Source organism: Micromonospora sp. 050-3 (assembly GCF_046549335.1).
Classification (GTDB): Bacteria; Actinomycetota; Actinomycetes; order Mycobacteriales; family Micromonosporaceae; genus Micromonospora; species Micromonospora trifolii.
Map to the genome: position 1 here is coordinate 393,510 of NZ_JAJPVX010000002.1, position 13,495 is coordinate 407,004.

Genomic DNA, 13,495 nt, shown 5'->3' on the forward strand with positions numbered 1-13,495 from the left:
CGCCAGTCAACGTCGGGCGGCGGCGCGACGGTGTGCTCGGCGGCGCAGCCACCGGATCCCCTCGAGTCCGAACGTGACGACCACCGAGAGCCCCACCCCGACCAGCACGCCCTTCACCGGGTCACGTTCGAAGGCCAGCCCGCCGAAGTAGCCGAGCAGCCCGCAGTACAGCGCCCAGGTGACCGTCGCGATCGCGTCGTACAGCAGGAACGACCGGCGGGGATAGCCCACCGCGCCCATGGTGAGGGTGACGGCGGTCCGCCCGCCCGGCACGTACCGGGAGGTGGTCAGGATCATCCCGCCGCGTCGGTCCACCGCCCGCCGGGCCCACTCGGAGCTGGCCCGTCGCCGGCTGCCGTCGGGCAGCCGGGCCAGCCGGTGCGCGCCGCCACCCCGACCGATGGCGTACGAGATGTGGTCGCCGACCAGCGCGCCCACGGCGGCGCTGACGATCACCAGGGTCAGGCTGGGATGCCCGCCGCTCGCCGAGAGCACCCCGGCGGTGATCACCGCTGCCTCGCCCGGCACCGCGGGGAAGAACGCGTCGATCGCGGTGAGCCCGAAGATCACCAGGTAGACCCACGGCGACGTGACCGTCCCACGCAGGAGGTCGAGCAGGGCGTCCATGCCCCAATGCTCGGCGGCTCGACGACGGTCGGTGGCGCTTCGCCGACATTGCGCCGACTGGTCAGCCACGCGCCGCCTCAGCTCCCTCCGTCAACTCATCGCATCCCGCCGGTAGCCTCGGGATAGTGGGCGCCGTTGAAGGTGACTCGCAGCGCGTACACCGAGGTACCGGCGGTGATGAACAGGTGGTTGCGTTTCGGGCCACCGAACGTGAGATTGGCTACCGGTTCGGGCAGCAGCAGCTTGCCGATGAGGGTGCCGTCCGGGTCGAAGCAGTGCACACCGTCCCAGGCCGCAGCCCACACGCGCCCGACGTCGTCGAGACGGATGCCGTCGAAGCGGCCGAAGTCACACTCAGCGAAGATCTTCCCGTTCTCGAGGGTGCCGTCGGCCATGACGTCGAAGACGCGGATGTGGCTGGGGTTCTGCCGAGTGTCCACGATGTAGAGCTGCTGCTCGTCGGCGGAGAACGCCAGGCCGTTGGGGCGGCAGAAGTCGGTCGCCACGACGCGCATCTCGGCCGTGGCGGGGTCCAGGCGGAACACGTAGCAGGCGCCGCCGAACTCGCTGTCGCCCTTGTTGCCCTCGTAGTCACCCTGGATGCCGTAGGTCGGGTCGGTGAACCAGATCGTCCCATCGGCGCGGACGACTACGTCGTTGGGACTGTTGAGCCGTTTGCCGTCGAATCGGTCGGCGAGCACAGTGATCGTGCCGTCGTGCTCGGTACGGGTGACCCGCCGGTTGCCCTGCTCGCACGTGACAAGCCGGCCTTGGCGGTCCACCGTGTTGCCATTGGCGTAGCCCGAGCCATGGCGGTAGACGCCGACGGCGCCGGTGGTCTCGTCCCAGCGCAGCAGCCGGTCGTTGGGGATGTCGCTCCACACCAGGTAGCGGCCAGCCGGGAAATACGCTGGCCCTTCGGTCTTACGTGCGTCGGTGTGCAGCCGTTCGATCACGAAGTCGCCGTCACAGTCGCGGAACCGCTCGTCCAGCAGGTGGAACTCGGCGGGAACAATGTCGGCCATCCGTGCCTCCCAGCATCGATCGTCGTTCGGTAGAATCATATGTAGACCGAACCTGATATGGTCAACACGCTAATGACTAAATCACATTCTAGGATGCGCGAATGGTAGACGACATCGACCGGGCGCTGTTGGCACACCTGCAGCACGACGCCACCCAGTCCTACGCGACGCTGGGCAAGGCGGTGGGCCTGTCCGCCGGCTCGGCCCATGACCGGGTGCGCAAGCTGCGTCAACGCGGCGTGATCCGCCGGACCACCGTCGACGTCGATCCGGCCGCCGTGGACCGCGGCGTCTCGGCCTTCGTGATGGTCAACGCCAACTCGTGGATGGGGGACGCCCCTACCCGTGACGTGCTTGCGGCCATACCCGAGATCCAGGAAGCGCACATCATCGCTGGCGCGGCATCACTGTTGGTGAAGATCCGTACCGCGACCACAGAAGACCTGCAAGCGGCGCTGCGCCGCATCTTCGGCATCGACGGGGTGACCGGCACCCAGGCCATCGTCGTGCTGGAGACGTTCTTCGAACGTCCGGTGAGCGTGCTCGACCAGGACAGTGAACCGCATCAGGCGGATGCCGACGCGCCACCACGGTAGGACCGCAGGAGTCAGGCCGAGCGGACCAGGGCCGGTGGTGCGAGCAGTGGGCCGTGCGGGGTCTTGTCGTCGGCGGTAGGGCCTTGGGAGGTGAGCACCACCGGGGTGCTCAGCTCCGCACTTACCGCCTCGGGCCAGTCTGCCGGCGGTTCGTCGTACACCGGACGGGAGCGCAGCAGGCGGGCGGTGAGCGCGGCCTGCCGGTCCAGGTCACCGGGCGGGCCCGGGGTGAGCCGGTCGGTCGTGTCGTAGCGGCGGCAGATCCGCAGGTCGGGGCCGGCCAGGTCGAGGTGGGTCAGGGCCAGGCCGTCCACGCCGCCGGCCGCGGCGAGGGCGTACCGGTGGGCGACCGCGTCGAAGTGGCCGAACCGGAACCGGCCCTGCCACGGGTTCGTGGCGTTGTGCGCGTCGGTGAACGGCAGGCTCGGGTCCTCGGTCACCAACGGACCGTGCCCGTGCCGGGTGGTGACCACGCGGAGCACCCCGATCCGGGTCACGTCGCCGGCCCGGCCCGCCTCGGCGAGCAGGGTGTCCACGTTGGCGAAGGTGGTGGTGCTCCAGGTGGTGTACGGATGGAAGCCGTGCCACTCGTCGAGCAGCACCCCCTGCGCGCCCTCGAAGACGCAGGTCCCGGTGCGGAGCGCCCCGGCGAGCCAACTGCCGTCGACGATGGCGACCCGCCCGGCGAACCCGGTGAACGCGGGCAGGCAGTCCTCGATCGGTGGCGCGTCCAGCGGGCCCAGCTCGGCGGTCAGCCGGTCCCGCACTGTGGTCAGCCTGCGGCGCAGCAGTGCCGGGTGGTGGCAGTCGGCGACCCGGGGTGCGTCGTCGGGGTGGGCGAGACCGTACGCGACGGCCTCGCCCACCCCCAGCCCGCAGGAGCCGTGCCGGTCGGCTCCCCGGGCGATCTCGCGGGCCCGGTTGGCGGCCCGGTGGTACGGGGTGGCGAGCAGCGCGTCCCCGTCGACGGTCAGCCGGTCGAGCGCGTCGGGCACCCCGACCGTGGCGAGGTGGTCGGCCTCGGCGGCCAACGCCAACGGGTCCACCACCACGTACCTGGACAGGTGCGTACGCACGCCGGGATGGAACGTGCCGGCGCCGAACTGCGCGAACGTGTGGTGCCGCCCGTCGCGCAGCACGACGTTGTGTGCCGCCTGCGCGCCCCCGTTGAAGCGGACCACCGTGTGCACGGGACGGGTGGCACAGAGCCAGTCCACCACCGTGCCCTTGCCGGCGTCGCCGTAGCCGAGGTCGACCACCGCCACGTGGTTCACAGCCGGGTCACCCCGCTGGCGGTGTCGCGGAACGCCGGCAGGGTCGACACCTCGGCCCGCCGGTCCCGGCCGAGGCGGGCCAGCGCCTTCGACACGGTCCCGGTGGCGCCGGAGCCGGCGCGGTCCAGGTCGCGCAGGCCCTCGTCCAGGTTGATGGCCTGTTCGCCGAGGCCGATGGTGAGCGCGATGGTCTCGCAGACCGCGTCGAGGTCGTCGAGCACGACGGCGTTCTGCCCGAGCAGGTCCCGCCAGAAGTCGAGCACCGTGGCGTTGCCGGCGTAGTGGCTGCCGGCGGGGAGCAGGTAGTAGGTGTCCCAGCGGCGGGTCACCTCGTCGACGACCTGCCGCAGCGGCACGTCCTCGGAGAGGTCGTCCCCGATCAGGCCGGCCACCTCCCTGACCTTCACCCGCTGGTACGCCAACTCGTCGCCGATGATGAACAGGTAACCGCGCCGGCCGCGCTTCTCCCAGTTGTCGGTGACCGTGTGCCGGGCCATGAAGTACATGGCCAGCTCGTACGACTCGCTCATCTGCCCGCCGCCACCGCCCTCCAGCACGATCCGGCCGAGGTCGTCGTCCATCCGGTTGTCCGACTCGAACTGGCCCACCTGCAACGGCACCCGATCGCAGGTGGCGTCGCCGATGGCGCCGAACATGATCTGCGGGTCGCTGGCGTAGCCCTGCCGTTGCAGCAGCCCGAGCAGCTGCGGCAGCTTGGTCTGGAGGACCCGCGGCACCGTGCGCATCGAGCCGGTCACGTCGAAGAGCACCGCGACGGGCGTCGACCGGGGGTGCTCGTCGGAGTCGCGGCTCTCGCGGGTCGTGTCCCTGGGGTCGAGCGCGGGGTGCACGGTGCGCGCCCCGCTGTCGCTGTAGGAGAAGGCGCTCTTGCCGGTGGACCGGCGGTAGCGGTCGGCGGCGTCGTACACGTCGGTGGACCAGATTCCACTGCCCATGACAGCTCCTTACGGGGTGAGGGTGAACTGTCGGAAGGTGCGTGGCCCGTAGAGCCGGTCCAGCACCTGGTCGAGTTCGCGCAGCAGGCGCCAGGCGTCGTCGGGCCGGGCGTCCAGGGAGCGTTGCCGGCAGCCCTGCGCGAAGGTGTGCAACTCGCGGGGTGCGCGTGGCCCCATCAGCCAGCTCATGCAGTGGCTGGCCATCGCGATGTCGGTGCCCGGCCCGCACTGCTGCTTCTTGAGGACCTCCTCCGGGTCCCAGCCGTGGCCGGGCACGACCGCGGGGATCGTGCTTCCGACGGTCGCGGAGAAGCACCAGTCGATCAGCACCACGCCGTGGGCGTCCGGCTCGATCAGCACGTGTCGGGGCAGGACCGCGCCGTGCACCACGCCTGCCCGGTGGGCCAGGCCGAGCACCACCAGCAGCCGCCGCCACATCCAGGCCACGTCCCGGGCGTCCAGCCCGTCGGGGTACGCGCGCCGCACCTCGTCGAGGTCGTGCAGGCCGGGTGCTGTGGCGAGCACGTTGATCCGCCGTTCCGCGCCGGTGCTGGCGTCGCGGTGCCGCAGCTCGTCGACCAGTCGGGGCACGTACGGCAGGTAGCGCGGGTCGCCGCGCTCGGCGATGGTGCGCAGGGCGTGCGCCTCGCGGGCCATCAGGTCGTTGTCGGTGGGCCGTCGAGGGAGCTTGAGTAACCGGTCGTCGCCGACGTCGTAGAGGTCGGCCAGGTCACCCGAGTAGGCCGGCACGCCGAGCCGGTAGTCGCCGAGGACTGTGAACTGCCGTGCCTGCCACCGGGTGGTGACGTGGATGAACGCGTCGAGGGCTTCGGCGCGTACCGCCGGGTCGGTCGGCAGGCGGTCGGGGTGCAGGGCCGCGACCAGCTCGCGGTAGCGGTGGGCCGGCTGGTCGGCGCCGAACAGGTCCGCGTCGGTGCGGGCGGCCGCGACCAGGCGGATGGCCTCCGCGGCCCTCACCGCGCCGTCTCCTCGTGGGCGGGGCGCAGCAGCGCCGGGTGCAGCAGACGGGCGTCGCCGGCCCGGTAGAGCCGGGCGCGCGGGCCGCCTCGGGCGCCACCGCGCTCGGTGCTGGCGCCGGTGCTCTCCACGAAGCCCGGCACGGAGAGCACCTTGCGGTGGAAGTTGCCGGCGTGCAGCGGGTGCCCCCAGACCGTCTCGTAGACGGCGCGCAGCTCGCTGATCGTGAACTCGGCGGCGAGGAAGCGGGTGGCGAGCGGCGTGTACTCCAGCTTGGACCGGGCCCGTTCCAACGCCTCGTCGATGATCCGGCCGTGGTCGAAGGCGAGCTGTCGGCTGGTCAACGCGGTCACCGGCAGCCAGATCGCCTCGTCGGCGTCGCTGCCGGCGGCCGGGTCCGGCAGGTCGGGGGCGAACGCGAGGTGGGCGATCGAGACGACCCGCATGCGCGGGTCACGGTCGGGAGCGCCATAGCTGCCCAACTGCTCCAGGTGTACGCGGCGCAGCGCCTCGCCGCCGAGCCCGGTCTCCTCGGCCAACTCCCGTCGGGCGCCGGCGGTCAGGTCCTCGTCGGGGCGGACGAAACCCCCGGGCAGCGCCCAGTGCCCCGCGAAGGGTGCCTCGCCACGCCGGATCAGCAGCAGGTGCAGTGCGCCGTCGCGGATGGTCAGCGCCACCACGTCGACGGTCACGGCGACCGACGGGTAGGCCCGGGGGTCGTACGCGGCCAGGAACTCCTGCTCGTTCATCACGTCTCTCTCATTCTGAGAACATCTCGCTCTGAGAACAACCTAGCGCAGAAGTGCGCACCTGCCAAGGGATAACTCAGCGCACGAAGCCAGCCGGTGCGCTCAGCGCACGAGACCCGTCAGGTGCGGTCGGCCGCGCGAGTCGTGCAGGGCGAACCCGCCGTCGGGCAGGAGCGCGAAGCTCACGGTGCTCGGCAGCGGCACTGGCAGCTTGAAGACGACCTCGACCGTGTACGCGTCCGGCAGCCGGGCCTCCAGCGCGGCCAGGCAGCGCGCCTTGCTCCACATGCCGTGCGCTATCGGCCGGCGGAAGCCGAACAGCCGCGCCCCGAGGCGGGAGGTGTGGATCGGGTTGTGGTCGCCGGAAACCCGTGCGTACTGCGTACCGACGCGCGGTTCCACAGGCCACCGGGCGGTGGCGGTCGGCGCGGCGGGACGTTCGCCCGGGTCGCGCCCGCCCGGCTTGCGCTCCCGACCGAGGTACGTCGAGACGCCGCGCCACACCTCCTCGCCGTCGACCGAGCCGATGAGCACCACGTCCACCTGCCGCCCCCGGCCGTGCGGGCGCAGGTTCTCCGCGTACGTGGTGAAGTCGAGCTTCTCGTCGGCGGTGATCGGGCGGTGCGTGGTGATCCGGTTGCCGACGTGCACCAGGCCGATCAGCGGGAGGGGGAAATCCGGCGCGGTCATCAGGCGCAGGGCCAGCGGAAAGCCCATGACGTGCGGGAACGTCGCGGGCAGCCGATCGCTGAGCCGGAACCCGCACACCCGGTCGTAGTCGGCCAACTGCGCCCGGTCGACGCTCACCCCGCCCACAGTCAACTCGACCGCCGGCAGGTCGGCCCCGCGCCGCCCACCGCCGAGGCCCGGGAGCGCGCCGAGCAACGCCCGTCGGTACAGCGCCCCGGCCGCCGGCATCCCTGCCAGTTCGACAGGGGTACGGCTGCCCGACTCCGGCCGCGCGCCCATCACGCCCCCAGCAGGCTCTGGCCGCAGACCCGGACCACGTTTCCGCTGACCGCGCCGCTGGCCGGCCAGGCCAGCCAGCCGATCGTCTCGGCCACGTCCACCGGCAACCCGCCCTGGGCCAGGCTGTTCATCCGCCGGCCCGCCTCGCGGACCACCAGCGGGATGCGCGCGGTCAGCCGGGTCTCGATGAAGCCGGGGGCCACCGCGTTGACGCTGATCCCGTGCTGCCGCAGGGCCGGCGCGAGTGAGTCGACCAGCCCGATCACGCCGGCCTTGCTGGTGGCGTAGTTGGTCTGCCCCCGGTTGCCGGCGATCCCGGCGATCGACGAGACCGAGATGATTCGCCCGCCGGCCGGGATCAGCTCCCGCGCCAGCAGTACGTCGTTGATCCGCTCCTGGCTGGAGAGGTTGACGTCGATCACCTGGTCCCACCGGTCGGCGTCCATCCGGCCGAGCGTCTTGTCCCGGGTGATGCCGGCGTTGTGCACCACCACGTCGACCCGGCCATGCCGGCTGGCCAGGTGCTCGGCGAGTCGGGTCGGCGCGTCCGGCGCGGTCAGGTCGAGTTGGACGGCGGTGCCGCCGATGTCGTTCGCCACCGCCGCGAGCGCGTCGCCGGCGGCCGGGATGTCCAGGGCCACCACCTTCGCGCCGTCGCGGGCAAGCACCTTCGTCAGCGCCGCGCCGATCCCCCGCGCGGCGCCGGTGACCAGCACGACCTGCCCGTCCAACGGGCGGTCCCAGTCGGCCGGGACGCTCGCCGCGCCGCCGCCGACCCGGATGACCTGGCCCGACACGTACGCGGACCGGCCGGACAGCAGGAACCGGAGTGTCGATTCGAGGCTCGTGATCGTGCCAGCGGAGTGGGCCGGATCGTTCGCCGCGTCACCGCTCACGTAGACGAGCTGCGCGGTGCTGCCCCGGCCGAACTCCTTGCCGATGCTGCGGACCAGCCCTTCGAGGGCGCGCTGGGCGGTCGCCTCGCGGGGCATCGGGCACTCCTGCGGCGGGGTGCCCAGCACGATCACCCGGCCGCTGGGCAGCACGGCCCGGGCCTGCGGGTGGAAGAAGTCGTAGAGCTGGCGCAGCTCGGTCGAGTCGATGATCCCGGTGGCGTCGAAGAGCAGCGCCCCGTACCGCTGCGGGGTGGCGGCGCTCGGGTCGGCCAGCTCGACCCCGGCGGCGGTCAGGATCTTGGCGATCGGCTCGGCGAGCCGGCCGCCGGTGGCCGCGCCGAGCAGGGCCGGGCCGGCCAGCAGCGGGTCGCCGGGGTGGTGCCGGCGAAGTCGGGGCGGGTCGGGCAGCCCGAGGCGCTTGACCAGCGCGCGGCCGGCGGCCGATTGGACGAAGCTCGCGTACCTGTCGGTCATGGGCGTAGCCTACTGGCGAGTAGGGTTCGAGCAACACATGTCGAGGAGGCGGATCGTGCAGAGCACCCGGCGGGTCGCGGTCATCGGGGGCAACCGCATCCCCTTCGCCCGTTCCAACTCCCGCTACGCGGACGCGTCAAACGCCGACCTGCTCGGCGCGGCGCTCGACGGCCTGATCGCCCGCTACGGGCTGGCCGGGCAGCGCATCGGCGAAGTGGTGACCGGGGCGGTGCTCAAGCACTCCCGCGACTTCAACCTCACCCGCGAGGTGGTCCTCGGCTCCCGGCTCGACCCGCACACCCCTGCGTACGACATCCAGCAGGCCTGCGGCACCGGCCTGGAAGCCGCCATCCTGGTCGCCAACAAGATCGCCCTCGGTCAGCTCGACGTGGGCATCGCCGGTGGTGTCGACACCACCTCCGACGCCCCGCTCGCCGTCAACGAGGAGATGCGCCGCACGCTGCTCAAACTCAACTCGGCCCGCACGCTGGGCGAACGGCTCAAGATCGCGGCGAAGCTGCGCCCGCTCCAGCCGTTCAAGCCGGAGATTCCGCGCAACGCCGAGCCGCGTACCGGCCTGTCCATGGGTGACCACGCCGCCCGCACCGCCCTGCGCTGGCAGATCGACCGGCGTTCCCAGGACGAGCTGGCGCTGCGCTCGCACCAGCGCCTCGCCGCCGCGTACGACAGGGGTTTCTTCGACGACCTGATGACGCCGTACCTGGGGCTCACCCGGGATCAGAACCTCCGCGCGGACAGCAGCCTGGAGAAGCTCGCCTCGCTGAGGCCGGTCTTCGGCACCCGCGGCCCGGACGCCGAGCAGGCCACCATGACGGCCGGCAACTCGTCACCCCTCACCGACGGCGCGTCCACTGTGCTGCTGGCCAGCGAGGAGTGGGCGGCGGCGCACCACCTGCCCGTGCTGGCCTGGTTCAGCTGGTCGGAGACGGCGGCGGTGGACTTCGTGCACGGTGACGAGGGGCTGCTGATGGCACCCGCGTACGCGGTGCCCCGGATGCTGGCCCGCGCCGGGCTGACGTTGCAGGACTTCGACTACTACGAGATCCACGAGGCGTTCGCGTCGCAGGTGCTGGCCACCCTCGCCGCCTGGGAGTCGCCCGAGTTCGCCAAGGACCGGCTCGGCCTGGACGCTCCGCTGGGCGCGATCGACACCGATCGGCTCAACGTCAACGGATCGTCGCTGGCCGCCGGGCATCCGTTCGCCGCCACCGGCGGGCGAATCGTGGCGACCCTGGCCAAGCTGCTCGCCGAGCGGGGCAGCGGGCGCGGGCTGATCTCCATCTGCGCGGCGGGCGGCCAGGGTGTGACCGCCATCCTGGAGCGCTGAATACGAGATCGTCCCTTACCGGGGTGACCGCCAGCGGGCGTTAACGGGCCGTTCAGGAGTTGGCCCGCTGGCGGAGGGTTTACCACGCGAACGTGATCGTTGCCGCGCCTCCGGCGCGAACCGATTCACTCCTGCGTGCGGAACGGGGCCGTATCACCATGGAGTCCGTCGTTCCACGGACGGCCACCCTCTCGGTGGTCATCCCGATGTTCAATGAGACAGCTGTCATTCCGGCGCTGGTCGCCCGGCTGCGGCCGGTGCTCGACGCGCTCGGCGTCGACTACGAGGTGGTCGCCGTCGACGACGGCAGCCGGGACGACACCGTGTCGGTGCTCTTCGACCACGGCCGGGACTGGCCGCAGTTGCGGGTGCTCCGGCTGCGGCGCAACAGCGGCCACCAGGCGGCGTTGACAGCCGGCCTGCACCGGGCCGTCGGCCAGTGGGTGGTCAGCCTGGACGCCGACCTCCAGGATCCGCCGGAGACCATCGCCGAGATGCTCCGTGTGGCCCGCGAGGACGGGGTCGATGTCGTCTACGGCGTTCGCGCCGACCGCAGCACCGACACGGTCTTCAAGCGCAACAGCGCCCGTGGCTACTACTGGGCGATGCGCCGGCTCGTCGGCGTCGACCTGCCCGCGCAGGCCGGCGACTTCCGGTTGCTCAGCCGGGACGTGATCGAGGTCCTGCGCGGGTTGCCCGAACGCTCCCCGGTCTACCGGCTGCTGGTGCCGTCGCTCGGTTTCCCCAGCGCCGAGGTGCGCTACGACCGGGAGGCCCGCGCCGCCGGCGAGACGAAGTACCCGCTGCGCCGGATGGTGGCCCTGGCCTGGGAGAGCACGGCGAACTTCTCCGCCTCGCCACTGCGCCTGGCCACCTGGCTGGGGATGTCGAGCTTCCTGCTCTGCCTCGCGCTGATCGTGTTCGGCATGGTCGCCCACGTCTCCGGCACCACCATCCCCGGCTGGACCTCGATGTTCGTCGCGGTACTGCTGCTCAGTGGGGTGCAGTTGGTCTGCCTCGGCCTGCTGGGCGAGTACGTCGGCCGGATCTACGCCACAGTGCAGAACCGGCCCGCGTTCCACATCGGGTTCGACTCCCGGGACGAGGCCCCGGGCGCTCAGCCGGTCGCCCGCAGCGATGACGTCTCCCGTACGCCGAGCTTCGATTCGGTGGTCGGCATCCGTGGCTGACACCCTGCTGGCCGAGCGGATCGACGCCCCGGCCCCGACGTCGCGCCGGAACGCTCTCGTGCCGGTCCTCAGCACGCTCCCGTGGGTGCTCGTGATCGCCGCGCTGCTCGTGGTGTGGTCCCGCGGCAGCGTGCCCACCCCGGACCTCGCGCGGTTCTCCGCGTACTGGGTCCTCGCGCTGGTGCTCCCCGGGACCCTGGTGCACCGCGCGCTGCGCGGCAGCCGGGGCAACCTCCCGGAGGACCTCGGCTACGGCGCGGCCACCGGTCTGCTGCTGGAGATCATCGCCTGGGCGATGGCCGCCGCGACCGGTCAGCAGTCCCTGCTGCGGTGGTGGCCGCTGCCCGTTCTCGTCGCGTTCGCCGCCGTCCCCGGGCTGCGCCGGCACTGGCGGGTGGGCGAGCGCCGCCCGCTGCCACTGGCCTGGCACTGGGGGATGGGCGCGGCGCTGCTGGTGGTGCTCGCCTGGGGATACACCCAGTGGCGGATGGTCCCGCTGCCTCCCGTGTACGGCGGCTACTACCAGGACGTGCTCTACCACCTGGGTCTGGTGCAGGAGCTGACCCGGGCGATGCCGTTCGAGTTGCCGCACGTCGCCGGGGAGGCCCTGCGCTATCACTACCTGTCCGACGCGCACATCGCCAGCGGCAGCATGATCACTGGAGTTCCGCCGGCGGTGGTGCTGCTGCGGCTCTGGCTGGTGCCCGTGATCGGTACCGCGGTGCTGCTCGCGGCCGGGCTCGCCCGCGACCTGAGTGGGGCCGTCTGGGCCGGCCCGGTGGCCGCCCTCGCCGCCTTCATCGGAGCGGGGGTCACGCTCGGTTCGCCGGTGGGCGCTACCGGCGAGATGCCGCTGTCGTACGGCAGCCCTTCCCAGACGTACGTGCTGGTGCCGTTGCTGCTGCTCGCCGGGCTCATCGTCGACGTGGCCCGGGGGCGTTCCCTCGGTCGGGCCTGGCCGCTGGTTCCGGCGCTCGGGCTGGTCTGTGCGGGGGCGAAGTCCAGCGCGTTGCCGCCGTTGATCGCCGGCCTGGGTCTCACCGCCGTCGTGTTCTGGTGGCGCAAGCGGCAGGCTCCGCGACCTGCCCTACTGGCGCTGGCCTGCCTCGTGGCGGCGATGGCGCTCGGCTTCCGGCTGTTCGCCGGTGGTGGGGCCTCCACGCTGCGCGTGCAGGCGTTGGCGTTGCTGCACTTCATCGCCCCGTACTCCGAGACCCTCGGAACGGGCGACGGAATCTGGCCGAGCGCGCCGCTGCCACCGGGCATCAACGACGGTGGCCTTGTCGGGTGGCTGCTGGCGTTCGCCGTGGTCGCCTGGTGGGTGCTGGGTCAGGCGCCCCGGTGGGTGGGCATGAGCCTGCTCGTCGACGGTGGGCACCGGGCCGACCCGGCCGTCTGGCTGCTCGCCGGCACGGTCCTGGCCGGTGCGGCCACCACCTGGGTGTTCCAGCACCCGTCGATCAGTCAGATCTACTTTTGGATGGGCGTCATCCCGGTCGGCGTCGTGCTGACCACCTGGTCCCTCGCCCAGGCCCGAGCGCCCTGGCCGGCGCTGGTGGTGCCGGCCGTGGCCGGCGCGCTGGCAGGGCTCGCCACTGCCGGCACGGTGGTGGGCTTCGCCGTGCCGAGGATCAGCCGTCCCGGCACCCCCACCACCTCGACGGTCGAGGGGTGGCTGCGGGTGCTGGGCCTCTCGGCCGCACGGTACGTGCTGTTCGTGGCGGTGGCCGCCGCGCTCGCCGTCGGGGTGGCCGCCCTGTGGCGGCGCCGCGTCCAAGCGCCGGTCCCGGTGCCGGCGGCTTCGGCGGCGGGCTCGGGAGGCCGTCGGCGGGCGGCGACGATCGCCCTGGCCGGGGTCACCGCGGCGATGCTCGGTGCCAGCGCCGCCGTCGTCGTGGGCGGGACCGTCCGCTCGGTGCTGACCGAGCCGGTGCCGGCGACCGGGCCGCAGCCGTACGCGTTGACCGCCGACGAGATGCGCGCCGCGCTGTGGCTTGACGACAACGCCGCCGACGACGACGTGGTCGCCACCAACGTGCACTGCCGGCCGGTGCGCACCACCCCGCATTGCGACGCCCGTGCGTTCTGGGTGACCGGCCTGGGTGGGCACCGCACGGTGGTGGAGAGCTGGGGCTACACCGACGCGGTAGTGGCCGCGCACGGCGTCCAGAACCTCGGGTACGCCCGACAGAGCTTCCCCGACCCGGCGCTGTTGGCGCTCAACGACGGGGTGTTCAGCGCGCCGACCCAGACCGACCTGGACCGGCTCCGCACGGAGCACGGGGTCAGGTGGCTGTTCGCCGACACCAGGGCGGGCGCGGTGTCGGCGGAGCTGGCCGCGCTGGCCCAGGTCCGGCTGGTCGCCGGCTCGGTCACCGTCTACGAGCTGAACCGCCCCTGACGACCTGACCAA

General features: G+C 72.2%; 12 protein-coding genes. 4 read left to right on the forward strand and 8 right to left on the reverse strand.

Annotated features, from left to right (window positions below):
* Window positions 1–6: 6 nt before the first annotated feature.
* Complete coding sequence (locus ACLJOK_RS16795) at window positions 7–627, reverse strand: DedA family protein (RefSeq protein ID WP_410819762.1); 621 nt, start codon at window positions 625–627, stop codon at window positions 7–9.
* A gap of 95 nt (window positions 628–722) precedes the next feature.
* On the reverse strand, window positions 723–1,652 hold the full coding sequence (locus ACLJOK_RS16800) for an SMP-30/gluconolactonase/LRE family protein (protein WP_410819763.1): 930 nt from the start codon (window positions 1,650–1,652) through the stop codon (window positions 723–725).
* A gap of 101 nt (window positions 1,653–1,753) precedes the next feature.
* Here ACLJOK_RS16800 and ACLJOK_RS16805 point away from each other — a divergent pair, with 101 nt between their 5' ends.
* Window positions 1,754–2,248: an Lrp/AsnC family transcriptional regulator gene (locus ACLJOK_RS16805; protein WP_410819764.1), complete on the forward strand. Its 495-nt coding sequence runs from the start codon at window positions 1,754–1,756 to the stop codon at window positions 2,246–2,248.
* An 11-nt stretch (window positions 2,249–2,259) separates the two neighbouring features.
* Here the strand turns inward: ACLJOK_RS16805 and ACLJOK_RS16810 are convergent, their stop codons facing one another.
* From ACLJOK_RS16810 to ACLJOK_RS16835, 6 genes are all read right to left on the reverse strand, one after another.
* Window positions 2,260–3,522 (reverse strand): adenylosuccinate synthetase, encoded by a 1,263-nt coding sequence (locus ACLJOK_RS16810; protein ID WP_410819765.1) that lies wholly within the window; start codon window positions 3,520–3,522, stop codon window positions 2,260–2,262.
* Window positions 3,519–4,478 carry a hypothetical protein gene (locus tag ACLJOK_RS16815; RefSeq protein ID WP_410819766.1) on the reverse strand — a complete coding sequence of 320 codons (960 nt, stop codon included), beginning with the start codon at window positions 4,476–4,478 and terminating at the stop codon, window positions 3,519–3,521. Before ACLJOK_RS16815 ends, ACLJOK_RS16810 begins: the two co-directional genes overlap by 4 nt.
* Window positions 4,479–4,487: 9 nt before the next feature.
* A complete protein-coding gene (locus ACLJOK_RS16820; protein ID WP_410819767.1) occupies window positions 4,488–5,456 on the reverse strand; it encodes a serine/threonine protein kinase in 969 nt (322 codons plus the stop codon).
* Window positions 5,453–6,205 (reverse strand): NUDIX hydrolase, encoded by a 753-nt coding sequence (locus ACLJOK_RS16825; RefSeq protein WP_410819768.1) that lies wholly within the window; start codon window positions 6,203–6,205, stop codon window positions 5,453–5,455. The genes ACLJOK_RS16820 and ACLJOK_RS16825 overlap by 4 nt, the downstream gene beginning before the upstream one ends.
* A gap of 102 nt (window positions 6,206–6,307) precedes the next feature.
* Complete coding sequence (locus ACLJOK_RS16830) at window positions 6,308–7,174, reverse strand: MaoC/PaaZ C-terminal domain-containing protein (protein ID WP_410819769.1); 867 nt, start codon at window positions 7,172–7,174, stop codon at window positions 6,308–6,310.
* Window positions 7,174–8,544 (reverse strand): 3-oxoacyl-ACP reductase, encoded by a 1,371-nt coding sequence (locus ACLJOK_RS16835; RefSeq protein WP_410819770.1) that lies wholly within the window; start codon window positions 8,542–8,544, stop codon window positions 7,174–7,176. Before ACLJOK_RS16835 ends, ACLJOK_RS16830 begins: the two co-directional genes overlap by 1 nt.
* A gap of 55 nt (window positions 8,545–8,599) precedes the next feature.
* On the opposite strand from ACLJOK_RS16835, the gene ACLJOK_RS16840 reads away from it, so the two are divergent.
* The 3 genes from ACLJOK_RS16840 to ACLJOK_RS16850 all read left to right on the forward strand — a co-directional run bounded on the left by ACLJOK_RS16840 (window position 8,600) and on the right by ACLJOK_RS16850 (window position 13,483).
* Window positions 8,600–9,892: an acetyl-CoA C-acetyltransferase gene (locus ACLJOK_RS16840; RefSeq protein ID WP_410819771.1), complete on the forward strand. Its 1,293-nt coding sequence runs from the start codon at window positions 8,600–8,602 to the stop codon at window positions 9,890–9,892.
* Window positions 9,893–10,050: 158 nt separating this feature from the next.
* Complete coding sequence (locus ACLJOK_RS16845; RefSeq protein WP_410819772.1) at window positions 10,051–11,082, forward strand: glycosyltransferase family 2 protein; 1,032 nt, start codon at window positions 10,051–10,053, stop codon at window positions 11,080–11,082.
* Window positions 11,075–13,483 carry a hypothetical protein gene (locus tag ACLJOK_RS16850; RefSeq protein WP_410819773.1) on the forward strand — a complete coding sequence of 803 codons (2,409 nt, stop codon included), beginning with the start codon at window positions 11,075–11,077 and terminating at the stop codon, window positions 13,481–13,483. Before ACLJOK_RS16845 ends, ACLJOK_RS16850 begins: the two co-directional genes overlap by 8 nt.
* Window positions 13,484–13,495: the final 12 nt, after the last annotated feature.